Origin of the sequence: Oceanobacillus halotolerans (assembly GCF_010993955.1) — a bacterium.
GTDB lineage: Bacteria > Bacillota > Bacilli > Bacillales > Amphibacillaceae > Oceanibacillus_A > Oceanibacillus_A halotolerans.
On the sequence record NZ_WIXL01000004.1, the window covers coordinates 60,469 to 80,405 of the forward strand.

A 19,937-nucleotide genomic window follows, 5' to 3' on the forward strand; every position below is an offset into this window, starting at 1 on the left:
TTACTTTTGTTCCCCTTTTAATTCGATTATAATATCACGAAGCTCAGCAGCACGCTCAAAATCAAGTGCTTTAGCAGCCTCTTTCATTTCGCTTTCCATCTTATCAATAACTTCCGCTTTTTCTTTCTTCGTTAGCTCTGTTAATCGTTTTGCTTTACTGTTATATCCTTCTTCATCTTCGGCTGCTACTGTTGCACGAATGACATCACGCACTTCTTTTTTGATCGTGGTTGGCGTTATATTATGTTCTTCATTAAATGCCATCTGTTTTTCTCGACGACGATTTGTCTCATCAATCGCAACTTGCATCGAATTGGTAATTTTATCTGCATACATGATAACAGTACCATTTTCATTTCGGGCGGCTCGTCCCATTGTTTGGATAAGGGAACGTTCAGACCGTAAGAAACCTTCTTTATCAGCATCTAAAATAGCCACTAACGAGACCTCTGGAATATCAAGTCCCTCTCTTAATAAGTTTATCCCAACGAGTACATCATATTTTCCAACTCGTAAATCACGAATAATTTCAATTCGTTCCAATGTCTTGATTTCTGAGTGTAAGTAGGCAACCTTGATTCCGACTTCTTTTAAATAGTCGGTTAAGTCCTCTGACATTTTCTTGGTTAAAGTTGTCACTAATACCCGTTCATTTCGCTCTGAACGCTTATTAATTTCGCCAATAAGGTCATCAATTTGGCCTTCAATTGGTCGAACGTGTACTTTTGGATCTAATAACCCAGTTGGTCGAATAATTTGTTCTGTCATTTGTGGCGAATGCTCCATTTCGAATGGACCAGGAGTTGCAGAAACATATATTAGTTGATTCGTTTTCTTTTCAAATTCTCCAAATGTTAATGGGCGGTTATCTAATGCAGACGGAAGACGGAATCCATGATCCACTAACACTTGTTTTCGAGCACGGTCACCATTATACATCCCACGAATTTGTGGTAAAGTCACATGGGATTCATCCACCACAACTAAAAAGTCATCCGGAAAGAAGTCTAATAAAGTGTATGGGGTTGAACCTGGTTCCCGAAAGGTCAAATGACGAGAGTAGTTTTCAATTCCTGAACAAAAACCCATTTCTTTCATCATTTCAATATCATAATTCGTTCGTTGTTCAATCCGTTGAGCTTCTAATAGTTTATCTTGATCACGTAATTCCTTTACACGGTCTTCTTTTTCTTTTTCAATGTTTTCAATTGCTTTCTTTAATTTTTCTTCACGTGTTACGAAGTGGGATGCTGGAAAAATAGCCACATGCTCCCGATCACCAACAATTTCACCAGTTAATGCATCCACTTCTCGAATACGATCAATTTCGTCCCCAAAAAATTCGATGCGAATACAATGCTCTTCTCGGGATGCAGGAATCACTTCAACAGAATCCCCTCGTGCACGAAAAGTCCCACGTTGAAAATCGATATCATTGCGAGCATATTGGATATCAACAAGATCTCGTAATAGTTGATCGCGATCTTTCTCCATTCCCATACGCAAAGAAAGTACTTGGCTCTTATATTCCTCTGGTGAACCTAAACCATAAATACAGGACACACTTGCAACAATTAACACATCATTCCGTTCAAATAGTGAAGATGTAGCTGAGTGTCGTAATTTATCGATCTCATCATTGATGCTTGCATCTTTTTCTATAAACGTATCTGTTGATGGTACGTACGCTTCTGGTTGATAATAGTCATAATAACTAACAAAATACTCAACCGCATTATTCGGAAAAAATTCTTTAAACTCACTATATAATTGGCCAGCCAACGTTTTATTATGTGCGATGACTAAGGTTGGCCGGTTGATCTCTGTTAGAACATTCGATACTGTGAAAGTTTTTCCAGTTCCAGTTGCACCTAACAATGTTTGATGCCTTTGCCCTGCTTTTACTTTTTCGACAAGCTCTTGAATTGCTTTTGGCTGATCTCCTCGTGGCTCATACTTAGCCACAAGTTCGAATTTATTTTCCACAAAGCAAACCTCCGTTCATTGTTCTACCAATAGTGTAGCATAATCATTCTTTTATTTTAACATATAACGAACAAGCATTCGATCAGTTTGCTTATATAATACCGTGAAGACAATTGGCGATTTTATTGGGCTGTTTTCTAAAAGTTCATTATTTTCCAGTACAATCTTCATGAATAGTTGATAGATTATGCGTAGTAATCTACCGCTACGGAAAAACACTTCGCTTTCACCACGGGCACAAGTGCGATATCTGTTCAAAACTCCCGTTGCTCGTTTTCACAGTGTCTTTCTAGCCATGGACACGGCCTCAGCCTCCTCAGAAGCAAAGAACTTCTTTTAGGGGATTCCGCTAATCTCATTAAATCATTCTATTATGAGATAAAAAATCGACCTATAACGGAACGAGGATTACATATCACACTCTAAACATGGGTTTTTCAGCAAATAACGGAATGACGATTCATCAAGCCTAACTTAGCGGTTCCTCGTTCCGCTATTGTTAAGAAAAACAATCTTTTTTAGGTTAAGTGTAATCCTCACTTCGGACGCGTGTTGATTCCATAGGAGTCTGCGTGTTCTGCCTTCACTGGTAGAGATTTTCTAATTAATAAGTAGTTATAGTAGTTATAGCTCTTGAAATCAAAGAAATAATAGCACTCCCCCCTCATTGAATGAGAAAAGCGACTGTCCTCCACTTCAATTACTTCAACAATAAAAAATAGTATAATAAAGGTTTTGAAATATCAACTAGCGGAGGAAACACACGAAGACTCCTGCGGAATAACGAGCCTAAGAGACCCCGCAACGAGGTTACGAGTGAGGAGGCTCGTGGGGAGTCCGCGGAAAGCGTAGTGTATTTCCGTAGCGGAAATTATAGCTATCACTTTTTACGACGCATAATATAGATGATGTGACGTTAGGAAAACAAGAAAAGTATTCAAAAAGGGGATTTTCTAGAAAAATTCTGTGAAATCAGCCTAAAAATAAAAAACACTAGCACGAATGGATGCTAATGTTTTATACATTCCTTCATTATTGTAGATAAAGTTGTTGATAAGTTTTCGTTTTCCAGATCATGATGGTATCGATCTAATTGTTCGTTGACATAGTTTTGTTGGTCCTCGTCAGCGAAAAAGTCAAGAATTTGTTGTTCAACTCGATCTTCACAAGGAAGGATAACACCTAACTTCTGTAATTGTTCGACATTAATTCGTTCTTGACCTGGTAATGGATTATAGACAAAAGTTGGCTTCTTCTTCCACAAACACTCACTAATCGTAACGCCACCAGGTTTTGTCAATACTGCATCAACTTGATCATATAACTGATTCATTTCTTGTCGCGATGATATATACGAAAATGGGGTAACATGGTCACGCTGTTCTTTAAGCAATCGCTCATAGAGTGCTTCATTTTTTCCACATAACACATAATAGTGAACCTTTCCACTTGTGTCTTTAACGAGATTTTCCATGGAACCGATCCCCAAATTTCCACCAGTAACTAACACGGTAATCGTTTCATTAGCTTTAGTTGTGGTTGGAAGACGATCATGAAAAGCAGGATGTATCGGAATTCCAGTCACAAAAATTCGGCTTTCTTCTACTCCTTGGCTGATTAAAAAGTCTTTCACCAACTTAGACGGTACGAAATGGTAGTCTATATATTGCAATCCCCATACTTGGTTCACAAAGTAATCCGTATAAACATTCACCACAATGGCATCTAATTTTCCTTTTTGTTTTAATACACTTGCCATATAAGAAGGTAAACAATGGGTACAAAACAGAATTCGAGGATCTTTTGTCCGCAATAAACGTTGAAAAAAATACGTAAACAATACCTCATACATATAGTGCCGTTTACCGTACCTGTTTTGATAGGCTGCAAACCGATAAATCCAATGATACACATTTGGTAGTCGTTTAATCGACGTTAAGTAGAGAGAGGTAATCAGCTTTTCCATTGGTCCATAACTATACGATAGAATATCAACTTTATCATAAGCAATTTCTTTTTTATATAATTGCAGTTCTGCACGTAAGGCATCAGCAACATGATGATGACCTGAAGGAATTTGCATAAATGGTAAAAATAACACATCTTGTTGTTGGGCTTGTGTTCTACTCATGATTTCAACTCCACTATGTTGATTAATACTCCCTTGATTTACCAATGAAAGGCTTGTATAAAACATGATATAATCCAATTCTAGAGAGGAGCTAAAATATGACATATATTACATTTTCACTTGTCGTTGTCATAATTGGATTTTTGTTATGGAAAGCCTACCGTAATACACAGGATATTAAGATCAATACGATTGCAATTAATTCTACTAACAACACTACAGCAAAACAACCAGCCTTATCTATCCTTCATTTATCAGACTTACACTTAGAGAATATATCCATCACTCCCGAACAATTAGAAAAAAAACTAACAAATAAAAAGATTGATATCATCGCTTTAACAGGGGACTTCTTAGATCGTAAACGTACCATCCCTAAATTAATCCCTTATTTGGAAGTATTACAGCGTATTAACGCAGTTCATGGAATTTATGCTGTATTAGGTAATCATGATTATGTGTTAAAAGAACCTAATTTAACTACATTAAAAGAAGTCCTCACGCAGCATGATTGCCATGTACTTCAAAACGCGAATAAATCAATTCATATAGATGGACAAGTTATTAATATCGTTGGAATTGATGATTACAGTACAAACAGAAGTAATATAGCAAAGTCCTACGAAAATATTAAAGAAGGTATGAACATCGTATTAACCCACGACCCTAATGTTGTATTAGAAATGGAAGACTTTCGATTTGATTATTTAATGGCAGGTCATTTCCATGGCGGACAAATTTGTTATCCCAAAGCATACCACCTTGCAAAAATGGGGACACTTGCACGCAATAATATTATAAAAGGGCTACACATGCATAATAATGCACCTTACTATATCAGTGAAGGACTTGGTCAAACTGGTGTGAACATTCGAGTTGGTAGTAGGCCAGAAATCACTTTCCATAACTTACCCATTACAACTCATTTTAAATCAAATGTTAGCTAAATACTTTACTGGATATATCGTTTCATAATTTGTTCTTTAGACATAAATAAATAATATGGTGTTTTGGGACCTTTTGTATTGGCCAAAAAATTAATTGGCATAAAGGTCCCCTTTTTATATAATTTATAAAACGTATTCTTAATCGGTACAATTTCAAAACCTAAGCGTCCGGCCCCGCGATATAGACCAGTGATACCAATAATCCCTTTAATTTCATCGTGTTTCGGATGTTTCTCTAAATACGAAGCTAATTTCGGTAGGGCACGTTTAACAACATGATACGTATATACTGCACGTTTCATCTCACTAGAAATAGACTGCATCTCATGAAGCATTCGAACATTATGGAGATGAATTTTTAAAAGCTTGTCTCCTTTCTTTATGACGGTACCATCTCTTAAAATAGCGGTACAACCTTTATAAGTTGTTAAACGAACGCGAAATAAGGTATTTCCTTTTTCTTGATCTGGTACATATCGCAATCGTGAACAGGTATAATAGATAGGATCAATGACATTCCATATGTGTAGCAAGTAGCTTTTCATGGTGCTTCCTTCCTCAATCGTTTTTATTTTTAGTTTACTTGAACCTGGAAAAAATATAAGCAAGATTCGCGGGTTTTTTGTGAACCATAAGACACCATTTTACAGAAGACGTTTTCCATATTTTGGGGCTTTTTTTATTTGGCTGTTTTCTAAAAGATTGTTGCCTTCTTGTATGAAACGTCATGCATATAAGATATATTATGCGCAGTAAACGCACCGTTAATTTCCGCTGCCGGACAGCCGCTTTCCGCAGGCACGGCCTCAGCCTCCTCGGAAGGGGACCACTTCCTGCGGGGTCTTCGGACACGTGCTTTTCCTCCAGGAGTCGACTGTCCTACGCTCCAATCAACTAGTGTATTAACAGTATGTAATAGGAAATGTTGATCATATCAGTGGAAGAAATACACGCAGACTCCTGCGGGAAGATAGGCATATGTGAGATCCCACAGTGCGGTAGCAGTCTTTTTTGTGAGGAGTGCGGCAGCAATGTATAGCTTTCAGCACGACGAGCACGAGGAGGCTTAACAGCCGACCGCGGTAAAGTAGACACTGTGAAACGAACAGTTGAACAGATGTCGCACTTATGCCCATGGTGAAAGCGAAATGTTTTTCTGTAGCGGTAATTTTAGCTAAATGTTATTGCGCATAATATAGATTATACATCTTAGAAAACAACAAAGTATGCGAAAAGAGCCTTTTATTTAGAATGCATTGTCCATAACCATTGTTATGATGCGGAGATTTTTGTAATGTGGGAACAGTACCAAGTTATAATTTGCTCTTATGGTAGGGAATTAATAAATTATAGTAAAAAATTCTCCTATACTTCCCTATTACACAATAGGATTCATCTACTGCTGATGGGGGGCTTTAATTCCTGCGATGCGTAAGATTGTGTTCGTTTATCTTATACTTGGGACGTTGACATTTTAGCTACGTCGAGTCCACTTCTTGGCTAAAAACTTATACTTACCTAACGTGGAACGAAAAAAGACTTTCCTCCTAAAGTGGAGAAAAGTCTTTTTAGTTTAAACGTTATTCTGTTACTTCAAGGACACCAGCAGCACCTTTTTGTACGTGGTTAAATTGGTGTGTTACAAACTTGTATGTTCCAGCTTCTTTTACAGTGAACTCTACTACAGCTCCACCACTTGCTGGTAACATTACTGTTTGCATTCCTGTTAAATGATTATCTGGATGTCCATCTAAATACACATCATCCATAATGGTTCCAATTACATGAAAGCTACTTACTTCATTTGGACCAACATTATTGATATAGAAGCGAACTTTATCGCCAACTTTTGCAGTTAATGGCTCATCTTTAAGTGCAGATACAGTACCATTTGTGTTTGGTTGACCATCTTCTAATGCTTTAGCAGAGAATACAACCTGAGATGGCTCATTGTTTGTCATATCATCTAAGTCATTGTATTGATACCATTCATTTTGTACAATAACATATTCTTGATCTACTTCATCATCAGTTGGGTAACCATCTTCTGGTTGAACAATAATCACACCGTGCATCCCATTTGCAACGTGAGACAATACCGGGTCTGTACCACAGTGATACATGAATACGCCAGGGCTATTAGCATCATACACGAATGTTCCTTCTTCATTTGGTGCTACGTCTGCAAATCCTTTATCTGGTGCAGCGTGTACTGCATGGAAGTCCATGCTGTGTGGAATAGCAGGGTCCATATTATCTAATGTGAAGTGGATTGTGTCTCCTTCATTCACAACAACTAATGGTCCTGGAGCTTCTCCATTAAATGTCCATGCTTTATACGTATAACCTTTATCAATTTCGATGTCTGTAATCTGTGCCGTCATGTTGATATAGACATCTGTTCCATCTCGTTCCATTTCTAGTGGGACAGGATCCTGATTTAAATCTTTGTGTGGCTCAATTGCTTCAGGAGCCGCTTCTGCACTTACATTTTCAATAGCATCTTCTAAATCTGGTGAAACGTCATTTTCAGCTTCTTCATTTCCATCAGCACAAGCAGATAATAATAATACCGTCGCACTTAAACCAATCACTACACGAAAACTAATTTTTTTAAACATACCTTTTCACCTCTTAAGTGTTTTGGTTGATAAGGATGATACCATTCATTTGGCTAATGTTATGAAGTATTATTGCTGAATGGCTTTCCTTATCTTCAATTACAGTTTAATTCATTAGACCTGGTATACCTGTGATTTAAATCACTTAAATCATGTGCAATTATGAACAATCTATGTCTATATATAAAAACAGTTAAAACCATAAAAATCATGTTTATAAATAATGTAAACGTTATCACCTAGTAAAATCTTTTGTGAATTAGATAACAATTACTACTGTCATGTTTGTCACGATACCAATATTAAAAACCACATTTTATAGGAATTTTTTCCTGTAAAATGTGGTTTTTTGATTAATCCGATGTTGATTGATCTGTAAATACTAGTTGAATAAAATAAAGTAACATGGCAGCCGTTATGGCTAAAAATCCCCAACCTACCAACCTCTGTTGAACTTCTAAGTAGTTGTTACAAATTTGAATAGGAATATCAATGTATAGCCAAGCCATTAGGCCAAACATCGAAATATAATTTAAGAATATAAAACTCTTCGTGATCCCAGATAACTTTTTCCAACTATCTCGAAGTGGAATCCCTACCAATAATGGAATACCAACAAGCTTAAATATTTCAATCGGATAACTAAGTAACGCTTCATCTAGCGTACGTGGAATCATCCAATACAACGTGATAATGACTACTAATAATATGCCAGGGATCCCATTTGCATTCCATTTAGAAAAGAAAGTTTGGTACTTCTGGGTGATTCTTTTTCCAATTAGCCAGCCTGCTACGATCAGTAACGGAATCTGAACCAACATGTGTAAAATCATAATTGATTCTAAAAAGGCTAAAACTGGAGGAGCTAGCAACACTAGATATAATACTATCCCATAAATTGTCTGGCGCATCGATATCCCCTCCAATTTTAGAACAAAAGCTAGAAGCGCCTTGATCACCCCCGATTAGAAAACTTGGCTTGTCGCCAAGTGGCGAAATCCTTAGTTGCACTTATGCAGTAAGAAAGTTTTTCTTATCTGCCAAGCATAAGCCAAGCCTCGTCGTGGCGCTTTTTGCCACAAAGAGGATTGACTTATGACCTCGAGGGGGTAGGCGCTGAAGCTGGACGTGGCCTTTCCTAACCAAGGCAGTAATGACACCAACTTTTTATACTTACCTTTTTAAAAAAACTCGCATTCACACGTCCTTAGCGGATGGGTTAGTTTTTCTTATACTTGGGACATTAAAATGTTAGCCACATCGAGTCCACTTCTTAGCTAAAATTTTATACTTTCCTAATGTGTTAGAAAACTTGGCATTCGCTATGCCTTTATTGGTAAATGCCTTAGTTGCACTTACGACTCAAAGGACGTGCTAGTACTGGTGTTATCACCGGAAGTGACGGTTTTAGGCAATGAGCAGTAGGAAAGTTTTTATACTTTCCTAGCTACCAATTTCAAGCTTTACGCAATCTTTTTCCCTTCTTCATCACGTGGAACATAATCACGTTCACGAACATAACGGATAAAGTGAATAATAAAGATAGCTAACGAAATTGTCATTAAGACCCCAGCAACAGCTCCAAATAACGCTGGACCCATCCACTCAGGGATGTGTGTTGCCCATCGACGTGGGGTACTTAGTGCTCCAGATACAAGGAATGAACCACTTAAACTTAAGACACCTAATGTAAAACCAATTAATCCGATTTTATCCAATAAATTTGGTTTGATAGCACTGTCCTCTTTTGCGAGGAAATACATAAATCCGAATAACATCGCACATGCACCTAAGGCCATATACATATGGAAGTGACCAGGTACCCATTTTGTATTATGCATAACATGGTTAACGACAATTGTTGCATCAATAATAGCTGGCACAACGCCTACTACCCAACCAAACATAGATATAAATATCAGTCCTGATGCTACATCCCATTTAATACCTGAACGGTAAACAATCATTAATGCACCATAAGCAGTTACAATAAGTACTGGAAGTCCGTTTGCATAAGATAGTGCTTGTCCCATAATAAGCATCCATGTTGGCATAACAGAGTCCATTAACATATGGTGTGTATAAATTAACAGTGTAAATACAGTAGACATTGTCCATGCTATTAGAAATACCTTATTTGCTTTCCATGGACGGTTCGCATACCTCGGTAAAATCTCATACACAGCAATAACTGCCATATAAATAATTGAGTTTGCAAATATATGTCCAAATGCATAGGTTAAGTTTTTCGCTAATAATGGATCAAAAGTAAAAGCAGGATTAATGACATTGATGATATTCATAATTAATACAGTAGCACCAGCAAGTAAAGCCGTAACATTTACAATGGTTACCATCGTACTTGCAATAACAGCTTTTGGAGGGGCATCTTCTTCAGATTTTTTGCCGGAAATGACATCCCAACCTAATCCTTTGCCAAGACTTCCGTATTTTTTAATAATTGCACGACCTGTATCAATAAATAAGAGTAAAAAGCCAACACCCAAAATCAACATCCCAAATAGGTAAAGAAGTGCACCTATCGTTCCCCATGCACCACCAGAAAGCGCTGGTAATGGGTATAAAAATGTCCATGAGCTAGCATATTCGAATGAAAATACACCAACAATGACCATTACTACACCGATAAGAAATAAAACTAAATTGGCTATAAAAATTTTTTTCGATAGGTCAACATATTCTCGTAGAAAATACCACATAACTGACGCAGCTGCTAGTGCTGCTGCACCAATCATACCTGTACCATGAATAGTTAAGAATTGATAAAATGCTGCTGGGGATACATCTAAGGCACCACCTTGCGCTAAGAGCATTAAAATACCAAATATCATCATTACAAAAATAATTGCGCCACCAACTATTAAATAGGTGACAATTTGATTATTTTCTGATTTACGTTCACGTGCTCGTATTGTTGTTGTTGTCATTTAGAACACCTCCATCTTTTATTCCGTCACTTCTATTGTCGCCGTCATTATGTGATGTGCTAATCCGCAGTACTCTAGACAGAGAATTTCGTACGTTCCAGGTTCATCAAATGTTATATAAACCGTATTCGTGTATTCTGGCATTGCTTGTGTTTGAGCCAACAAATTCATATCCTCATCATAAATCCCAAATCCATGGTTAACATCCTTACTAGTTACATCGAATTCGATCGGTTCTCCAACTTTAAATTCCGTTTGGCTAATATCCCAGCCAAATTGAAGTGCTTCTACATCAACAACAGTAGGTTCCTGTCCTTCGCTATAGACTGGTTGATTGTATGGTAAATCACGTAAGGTATAAATAGTAACAGCTAACATTACAATAACTAACGTAATCGCATAAAAAGAACGTGCTTTATACCATTTCTTCTTGATCGGTTCATAATCTCTCCTTCCTTGAGATTTTAACGCCACAACACCAAAAACGACTGCAATTAATGTCATAAAAATCAAACTAACTACCCATGCAACTGTTTGAATCATCTGATTACCCCCTTAACCTTCATTTTTATCACGTTTTTCATGTAATACTAAAAATTGATCATCATGTAATCGTTTTTATCATACGGAAAAATAAGCGCCTTTCAAGTGACTCAAATCACTATATTGTCAACAAAATGTTGATTTTGATTTATTTTAATTATTGTTGTTACAAACATAAATATAGTGACAAATCACTCCTACAGGGTTTCTCCTGTAGCCACATTAAAAAAGCAACGTCTAATCATCGACGTTGCTTTTGTACCTCTTAATCATTATCGTTTTTTAAACGGGACCGTTCTTTCACAAAAATAATCCCTAATTCATGGTGATCACCTTCATACAATGCGCTATTAATAAATCGAACCTCCCCTATATCATCCAATACTTCTAATTTAAATGCTGCACCACCCGCTTGCAATGCTTGGTAGAAGGATTGAACATCATTTACAATGGTATCATTTACTTTACGAATTGTTTCACCAGGTAATAATGCCAACCGATCTGCTGGAGAGTTAGGAATGATTGCTAACACACTTACTCCTTTATCATGTTGGTGGAAATAGGCTGGTTTTCGTCTGTCCACAACACGATGATAAAAGTTAATGACTTCTTTCCCTACTATGGCTAGTAACACAGCAACAAGGGAAAGCCAAGAAACATAAATACTACTTACCGCAAGTATACTAACCAATACCCCTAATATTGCTATATACCTTGCTAAAGTCGAACGTGCAAATTGTGGTGGAATTCCCCTAACTGTATAATCAAATCCGAGTAGAAAAGGAAAGATGATAAGACTATAGGATTCTCCGCCAACATCAAAATACGGCCAATAAGTAGCAAAAGGGTTGATCAGTCCTGTTGGAATAACCGTAATAAATGGAATAACTGCCAGCTTCTTAAGCTCATGCTTTCCGACCCATCTTCCGCGATTCCCAAGGACTAAACCTGGGAAGGACTCATTTCGCTTTATCCGACTTAAAATAATTGCTTCTACCACTAACAATAATCCTAAAAGTAAGGCTAAACCACTAATATTTGGTTCGTACTGAAATGTATACGCTAAGAATGTTTGATTTTCCATAATAAACGGTAAAAATAATAACAATAAAACAGTAAGCCCAATAGTGTAACTTGCTGATAAGAGTTTAAATTGCAATGTTAAACTAAGAAAAACCATTATGATACTTAACAAAAAAAGTGTCTCTAGGCTGAATACAATTCCAATACCTAAGCTTAAAAGAGAAATAACTAATCCAGCTATTAGTGATACACTCCATGTATGTTTCCATTCTGAAAATATATCAAATACTTTAAAACCAAAGTCTATCCGCTCTTGCTTAATTCTCTTATAGCCAGCCAATATAATTAAAAAGAATAACCAATAAAATGCAGGATTTAAAAACAATCGTCCAATACCCTTGACGAATTCTATCCCCCATGCTTCCATCATGTATTTCACCTACTTAGCAGTTGCTATTCTGTTCTTTATCTATTAAGTATTCGATAGATTCCTCCTTTTTTCCTGCAAAAGGGACAGAAAACTTCCCTAGCTATATTTGGCTGGGATTGTTTTTGTTGTAACGGGTATGGTGAGTGTGTGCTCAATTACTTTTTGACTTTTCTTTGTGCTGATTTGGGCACTAACAAGCTTCCTCAATTACTTTTTTGCTTTCTAGTATGAAACGTCTTGCATATAAGATGGATGATGCGTAGTAAATGTTTAGCATGGCTTCCTTCATTCTTTATAAAGAGAGCGCGCTAAACCCACGCTGTGGAAAACACTCGCTTTCACCATGGGCACAAGGGCAACATCTGTTCAAACTCTCTCTGGTCGTTTTCACAGTGTCTTCTTTGCCACGGGGAACTCTTCAGCCTCCTCGCGAGCATTGTCTAGGTCTAGCACCTACCCCCTCGAGGTCTTAAGTCAATCCTCTTTGTGGCACAAAACGCCACGCCGAGGCTCGTCTTAAGCTTGGCAGATAAGAAATAAATATCTTACTGCATAAGTGTAAGTGCAACTAAGGCTTTTACGCCATAAAAACTTGTCGAAAAGTCTAGTTTTCTAATCGGGGGTGACCAAGGCGCTAGACCTTTTCTATTAAAAGCGCTCACTGTGGGGTCTTCAGACTGTTCCTTTTCCCGTAGGAGTCTCGCATTTTCCACAGCTTCAAATAGTTTTTTATAAAAGTAAAAAGACACTGTAAATCGAATAAGTCTCTCATTCACTTCAACCAACTGTTGCATTGTCAATGGTAATGATAATAATTAGATAGCATAACTTAGTGGAGGAAATACACGCAGACTCCTGCGGAAAAACGAGCCTAAGAGACCCCGCAGTGTGGTTTTCACGAGGAGGCTCGTGGGGAGTCCGCGGTAAAGTAGACACTGTGAAAACGAATAGTTTGAACAGATGTCGCACTTATGCCCCTGGTGAAAGCGAAGTATATTTCCGGAACGGATAAACGCTCTAAACATCACCTTAATTTACTGCACATAATATAGATTATGCATCGTAGAAAACAACAAAGCATGCGAAAAGAGCGTTAAAAATAAAAAGGACTTAGAGAAGTTTCCTCTAAGCCCTTTTCATATCAATTGAATTGTTCAAGCAAATCCATATTCAAACACTTCATTACTCCTCATACAAGGATCGTAATGCATCTTCCATTTGGAGATCATCAACACCGTTACGAATATTTTCAACAACGTTTGCTTCAATCGTTCCAGCTGTTTCTTGATCAATTTCTCCTGTTACGTTTAAATCATTATCCTGTTGAAATGCCATCACAGCTTCTTCTGTTTGACTATCAAAGTATCCATCTTCACGGCCAGTATCATATCCTAGCCCAGTAAGCATGATCTGCAGGTTTTCGATTTTCTGATCAGCATCATCCAATCCAAGTGGCTCTTCAATCTCAACTGGACTTGTATAGAAGTAGTCAGGTTGATTGCTTTCCATAGTCGGCTCTACCCCAACCTCATTAATCCATTCACCATTTGGAGATAGCCATTTAAAGAAAGTTATTTTAATGGAACTTCCATCACCTAAAGGAATGGCTTGTTGTACTGTTCCTTTTCCAAAAGAAGTTTTTCCAACCACATCATAACCTGCTTCCTTCATCGCAACAGCAAGTATTTCTGATGCTGATGCACTACCTTCGTCAATAAGAACTGTAATTGGGTATTCTTTCATCTCTTCTAAATCAGAAAATGTTTGATCTCGATTTCCGTTTGGATCTTCAATTTGTACGATTGGCATATCACTTGGAATAAATAGTTTTAAAATATCCTCTACTGCAGTGAGTAGTCCTCCTGGATTACCACGCACATCAATGACCAATCCTTCTATTCCTTCTTCCTCCAGATCATTCAGTTGTTCTGTGAATTCATCATATGTCGTCTCTGAAAATGACGTAAGTTCTAGGATCCCTGTCTTCTTGCCATCGACTGTCTCTGTCGATGAATATACTGTTTCAAGCGGAATATCGTCACGAACTAAAGTAACTTCAAATGGATCAGATACACCAGAACGCAGTATTTCAATGGTGACTTCAGACCCTTTTTCTCCACGAATTTTTTCTACCGCTTCATTTAGCTCTAAACCCTTCACACTTTCGCCATCTACACTTAATATTTGATCATTAGGTCGTAACCCTGCTTCTTCTGCTGGAGAATCTTTAATTGGAGAAACAATGGTTACATTCCCATTAACCATACTAACCTCTGCACCGATCCCCTGAAAGGAAGACTCAATCGTTTCATTAAAATCTTCCATCGTCTCAACATCCATGTATGTACTATATGGATCTTCTAATGTACCTAACATCCCTTTGATGGCACCCTCTATCAATTGGGTATCATCCACATCTTCTATGTAATTTTGCTTTATCACCTGATAGGCTTGTGCAACTTTCTCCATATTTTGTGGTGTATTTAAGGATTCTTGTCCAAGGAGATCGGATAGATCATTAGTTGATCCTTCATTTTGTTCGTCTGGTTGCGCTACTTTTACACCAGTATAGGCACCAACAAACCCCAAAACGATTGCCGCTACCAAAATTAGCGTAATATGTGATTTTTTCAAATTCATTTTTTCACCCCAATTGTATTTATATGATTGGCGGTACAATAATAGTATTTATCTTGTCACTTGTTACATATTATATCAAATAATCCTATTCTTTATGGAAAAAAGGCACCACACCATTATTGTGCGATGCCTCCTATCTTAATACTCTCCTCTTTGAATTGCAACTACAAAACAAATAAGAATTAGTTTAATAATTGTAATGGATCTAATGCATGTGATTTGGCATCATTCCATGAAGGACTATGAATTTCAAAGTGTAAGTGTGGACCAGATGAGTCACCAGTTGTACCCATTACACCGATTTGCTGTCCTTTTGAAACAATTTGAAAACTACTTACTAAAGGCGTATATTTCATATGTGCATAAACCGATTCATATTGTTCATCACCAAAGATATGGGTGATAAATACAACATTTCCATATGAGGAGGAGTAATATGCTCGAGATACAACCCCATCAGCTGCTGCATATATCGGAACGTCTCCACCACTTTTAGCTGTTGCATTTCCTACATCCATTCCATAATGCGTTCCACCACGAGTTCCGAAATAGTCAGTTATGTACCCATTAACAGGCCAGCTAAACGATCCATTTCCAGATGGTGCTACTTGTTGGTTAGCATTATTATCAGAACTTTGATTATTATTAGTTTGCTGTTGCTTTTGTTTCTCTTGTTCTGCAAGTTGTTCTAATTTCTCTTTTTGTTGTTCCATTGCAATTTTTACTGCTTCTTCCCTAGCTTCCTTCAACTCTTGTTCTTCCGCTAGACTCATTTTGTGTTCTTCTAAATGCTGTTGTTCTTCTTCTAATTGTGCCATTAATGATTCCTTTGTTGCCATCTGATCATTTAATTGTACTTTTAGTGATTCAAGTTCACCTTTTTGTTCTTCTAAAGCCACTTTTTTAGCTTCTACTTCTTCCTTGCTATCTTCTACTTCTACTTTCTTTTCTTCCATTTCTTTTTTATCAGCTGCATGTATTTCCATAATATTTTTATCTTGGTCCATGATTGTATTAACAGCAGAGGACCTGTTAATAAAATCACCAAAGCTTTTTGACCCTAAAATAACTTCCATATATTGAATACTACCGCCGTTTTTCTGAATTGCGCGTAAACGTTCACGGAGTAAAGCATCTCGTTTTTCGATACGTTCCTCCAACTCCGTGATCTCTGATTCCAACTCTTTTATTTTTTCTTTTAACGTCTCTATCTCTTCATTGGTATTTACTATTTCTGTCTCTTTGGCTTCAATTTCATTGTTAGTAGTAGCCAATTGTTGATCTATCGAGTCAATATCATTTCGTACCGTTTCTTGGTCATTCAGATTATCTTCCAATTTTTCTTCTGTCTCTTCTTTTTCACTATTAAGCGACTCTTTTTCTTCTTGTACTTTTTCTTTTTCTTCTTCTAGCTTTTCAATTTCCTTCTTAACACTATTGGTGGATTCTGCAGTTACATCATTCCCACCAAACAGACTTATACTCATGATCACGGTAACCACAAGCAAATATGTGACACTTTTTTTCATCTCGCATCCCCTTCCTTCTTTGATAGATGAATGTTGTGTTTCATAGTTTGCTATACTTTCAAGAACTTGCGTACACTCATAACACTTCCCCAAACACCAATTAAGGCACCAATTCCCATGATTAATAGAGAAAGTTGCCAAGCAAAAGGATTAAATGGAAGTAATTCAACAAATGGTAAAGAAAGGCTTTTAGCTATACTATTTGAAATGTAAGAATAACCACCAAGTACAATCGCAATTGGTAAGAGAGAGCCTAATATACCAAGTAACATTCCTTCAATAAAGAATGGCCAGCGAATAAAATTATTGGTTGCTCCTACAAGTTTCATAATTCCTATTTCTTTACTACGTGCCATAATGGTAAGTTTAATCGTATTAGAGATTAAGAAAGTTGCCGTAAATATAAGTCCAACAATTAAGACTAATCCGATCGTACGAGCATATTTATTAAATTCAAATAAACGTTGTACAACATCTTGTCCATAATTCACATCATGTACATTGTCGAATGTTTGAATTTCCTCGGCAATTGGGGCTGTGTCAGCTGGATTTTCAGCTCTTACAATATACACGTGGTTTAGTGGATTATCTTGTTCAAATAATTGCCAAGACTCCCCAGCTTCCCCCATACTTTCAATTAATTTATCAAGTTCTTCATCATTCGAGGAGAACGCAACCGACTCTACCCCACTAATTTGCTCAATTTGATCGCCTAAAGCAACAATCTCATCCTCATCAGCCGTAATCTCAATTAACGCATTAATTTCTACGTCATCTTCAATGTTCTTAGCCATTTCATTAAGATTTAACATTAATGCTAAAAATGCCGCGACAAGGATTAAGGTAACCGTTACAGCACCAACCGCAGCGACAGTCATCCAACCATTACGGAAAATATTTTTAAATCCTTCTCGAAAATGCCGTTTTATTGTATTAACTTTCATAGCCGTATTCACCTCGATGCTCATCCCGTGCAATAACACCATCTTCAATGGCAATTACCCGCTTTTTAATCGTGTCAACAATTTCTTTACTATGGGTTGCCATCATAATGGTTGTACCACGTGCATTGATCTCCTCAAAAATCCGCATAATTTCCCAAGATGTCTCTGGGTCCAAGTTCCCTGTTGGTTCATCAGCAATCACAATTTTCGGATGGTTTACAATGGCACGTGCGATTGATACACGCTGTTGTTCACCACCAGATAACTCATCTGGTAAAAAACGTGCTTTGTTTTTTAAACCAACTAATTCCAACACATCCATAACACGTTTACGAATGTTACGAGGTGATTCTTCAATTACTTCTAATGTGAACGCAATATTTTCATAGACTGATAGCTTCGGTAAGAGTTTAAAGTCCTGGAAAACGACACCAATATCACGTCGTAAGTAAGGAACATTTTTTTCTTTCATTTGATTTATGTCCTTGTCATTGATGACAATAGTACCCTTTGTTGGTCTTTCTTCTCGGTATATCAACTTAATAAATGTTGATTTTCCGGCACCACTTGGACCGACAATATAGACAAATTCTCCCTGCCTTATATCAACATTAATCCCATTCAGAGCTGTTACTCCATTTTTATACGTTTTATATACATCCTGCATAACAATCATATATGCTCACCTTTTACCTTTTTTGTTGTTTATTATATTGTTGCCGACTCTTACTTGATTATTTGTTCATAATTCTTTCTGATTCGTTTTATACTTTTACATTATAACATCTTTCGGCACTATTTTTAGACATAAAAATATTACATTTTTATTTCAAAGCTTGTACAACTAAAATAATTAAAGAAAATAAAAAAGCTTGGCCAAATCTAAATTGACCAAGTTTTTCTAAGTACTTATTTCTGTTTTATTGCTTTTCAGCTAACCAGCTAGAAAGCGCATCTAGATCATCACCAGAAACGTTTTGTGCTGGCATACTTCCAGTTCCATTTTCAACAATATCAGCGATTTCTTCTGCTGAATAATCAGCACCAACTGAAGTTAAGTCTGGACCTGCTCCTCCGGATAGATCTCCACCGTGACAAGAAGCACAGTTGCTTTCATAAATTTCTTCTCCAGCGGCACTTTCTGCTGTATCACCGCCGCCATCGTCAGCAGCATCATCCCCGCCACCACAAGCACCGAGCACTAGAGCAGAACCAAATAAAGCTGCAAATAACCATTTTTTCATGTTAAATCCCCCTAACGAAAAATATATTGCAAAGGTTATCATACTCATTATAACCAATTTAAGAAGTTTTAAAACCCTCGCCCAACACCTCTGTAGCGTTCATAGCAACGACAAACGCGTTCGGATCAAGGGTTTTGACAATTTGTGTCAATTTAATGAATTCGTTCTGTGCAACCACACACATGATAATATCTCTGTTTTTATCGGTGTACCCACCAGTCCCTTGAAGAACGGTTACACCACGATCAACATCTTCTAACAGCTCTTTTCGAATCACTTCTGCCTTATCTGAAATAATTAACACATTTTTCGACGTATTTAATCCTACCTGAACAAAATCAATCGTTCTACTTGTCAAAAATAAACCGATTAACGCATATAAACCAGCTTCTAACGAAAAGACGAACGCAGCAGTAGTTACGATCATACCATCAAAAAGTGCTACACAAATCCCTAATGGAAGATGTGTAAATTTATGTAAAATTTGTGCTGCTAAATCAATCCCACCTGTAGAAGCTTTCCCACGAAAGACAATACCAAGGCCTAAACCAACACACATTCCACCAAATATAGCACCTAATAGAGGATTAGGTGTTGCTGCATCAAAACCACTTGTCAACCATACAAAAAAAGGCAAGATAAATGTCCCTACTAACGTTTTTGCCCCGAAATTTTTCCCAAGGATTATAACACCTGCTATAAAGAGTGGTACATTGAGCGCCCCTTGTACTATAGCTGGTTCCCAATTAAATAATTCTTTTGTAATCGTACTAACACCCGCAACTCCACCAGAAGCGATATTATTAGGTAATAAAAACAAATTAAAGGCAAACGCCACAAAAAAGGAGCCAATAATGACGAAAGCGTATTCAATTACATGAACTAATAATGGAGGCATTGGTTGTCTTCGATATTTTGCAATCATTTTACTCAGCCTTTCCTATACAGACG

General features: G+C 37.2%; 15 protein-coding genes. 1 reads left to right on the forward strand and 14 read right to left on the reverse strand.

The window, feature by feature from the left end:
- Positions 1 to 1,986, reverse strand: coding sequence for an excinuclease ABC subunit UvrB (gene uvrB, locus GHC26_RS06875; RefSeq protein ID WP_163970525.1), 1,986 nt, complete (start codon positions 1,984 to 1,986; stop codon positions 1 to 3).
- Between the two features lie 1,009 nt (positions 1,987 to 2,995).
- Entirely contained in the window at positions 2,996 to 4,117 is a 1,122-nt protein-coding gene (locus GHC26_RS06880; protein WP_163970526.1) for an MGDG synthase family glycosyltransferase, read from the reverse strand.
- A gap of 98 nt (positions 4,118 to 4,215) precedes the next feature.
- Between GHC26_RS06880 and GHC26_RS06885 the strand changes: the two genes are divergently transcribed.
- On the forward strand, positions 4,216 to 5,064 hold the full coding sequence (locus GHC26_RS06885; protein WP_163970527.1) for a metallophosphoesterase: 849 nt from the start codon (positions 4,216 to 4,218) through the stop codon (positions 5,062 to 5,064).
- Between the two features lie 5 nt (positions 5,065 to 5,069).
- Here the strand turns inward: GHC26_RS06885 and GHC26_RS06890 are convergent, their stop codons facing one another.
- The 12 genes from GHC26_RS06890 to GHC26_RS06945 all read right to left on the reverse strand — a co-directional run bounded on the left by GHC26_RS06890 (position 5,070) and on the right by GHC26_RS06945 (position 19,911).
- Complete coding sequence (locus GHC26_RS06890) at positions 5,070 to 5,609, reverse strand: YkoP family protein (RefSeq protein WP_163970528.1); 540 nt, start codon at positions 5,607 to 5,609, stop codon at positions 5,070 to 5,072.
- Between the two features lie 1,035 nt (positions 5,610 to 6,644).
- Positions 6,645 to 7,685, reverse strand: a complete 1,041-nt coding sequence (locus GHC26_RS06895; protein WP_163970529.1) for a multicopper oxidase domain-containing protein — start codon at positions 7,683 to 7,685, stop codon at positions 6,645 to 6,647.
- Positions 7,686 to 8,038: 353 nt separating this feature from the next.
- Positions 8,039 to 8,596, reverse strand: a complete 558-nt coding sequence (locus GHC26_RS06900) for a hypothetical protein (protein WP_163970530.1) — start codon at positions 8,594 to 8,596, stop codon at positions 8,039 to 8,041.
- Positions 8,597 to 9,148: 552 nt separating this feature from the next.
- Positions 9,149 to 10,633: a cbb3-type cytochrome c oxidase subunit I gene (locus GHC26_RS06905; protein WP_163970531.1), complete on the reverse strand. Its 1,485-nt coding sequence runs from the start codon at positions 10,631 to 10,633 to the stop codon at positions 9,149 to 9,151.
- Positions 10,634 to 10,651: 18 nt separating this feature from the next.
- Complete coding sequence (locus tag GHC26_RS06910) at positions 10,652 to 11,176, reverse strand: cupredoxin domain-containing protein (protein WP_163970532.1); 525 nt, start codon at positions 11,174 to 11,176, stop codon at positions 10,652 to 10,654.
- Between the two features lie 265 nt (positions 11,177 to 11,441).
- Positions 11,442 to 12,629 carry a PDZ domain-containing protein gene (locus tag GHC26_RS06915; RefSeq protein WP_163970533.1) on the reverse strand — a complete coding sequence of 396 codons (1,188 nt, stop codon included), beginning with the start codon at positions 12,627 to 12,629 and terminating at the stop codon, positions 11,442 to 11,444.
- Between the two features lie 1,182 nt (positions 12,630 to 13,811).
- Positions 13,812 to 15,269: a S41 family peptidase gene (locus GHC26_RS06920; RefSeq protein ID WP_163970534.1), complete on the reverse strand. Its 1,458-nt coding sequence runs from the start codon at positions 15,267 to 15,269 to the stop codon at positions 13,812 to 13,814.
- Positions 15,270 to 15,451: 182 nt separating this feature from the next.
- Complete coding sequence (locus tag GHC26_RS06925) at positions 15,452 to 16,798, reverse strand: murein hydrolase activator EnvC family protein (protein WP_163970535.1); 1,347 nt, start codon at positions 16,796 to 16,798, stop codon at positions 15,452 to 15,454.
- Between the two features lie 50 nt (positions 16,799 to 16,848).
- Positions 16,849 to 17,742 (reverse strand): permease-like cell division protein FtsX, encoded by an 894-nt coding sequence (ftsX, locus tag GHC26_RS06930; RefSeq protein WP_163970536.1) that lies wholly within the window; start codon positions 17,740 to 17,742, stop codon positions 16,849 to 16,851.
- Positions 17,732 to 18,418 (reverse strand): cell division ATP-binding protein FtsE, encoded by a 687-nt coding sequence (gene ftsE, locus GHC26_RS06935; RefSeq protein ID WP_163970537.1) that lies wholly within the window; start codon positions 18,416 to 18,418, stop codon positions 17,732 to 17,734. Before ftsE ends, ftsX begins: the two co-directional genes overlap by 11 nt.
- Before the next feature lie 244 nt (positions 18,419 to 18,662).
- Positions 18,663 to 18,986 carry a cytochrome c551 gene (cccB, locus tag GHC26_RS06940; RefSeq protein WP_163970538.1) on the reverse strand — a complete coding sequence of 108 codons (324 nt, stop codon included), beginning with the start codon at positions 18,984 to 18,986 and terminating at the stop codon, positions 18,663 to 18,665.
- A 58-nt stretch (positions 18,987 to 19,044) separates the two neighbouring features.
- Positions 19,045 to 19,911 carry a YitT family protein gene (locus tag GHC26_RS06945; protein ID WP_163970539.1) on the reverse strand — a complete coding sequence of 289 codons (867 nt, stop codon included), beginning with the start codon at positions 19,909 to 19,911 and terminating at the stop codon, positions 19,045 to 19,047.
- Positions 19,912 to 19,937 lie beyond the last annotated feature (26 nt).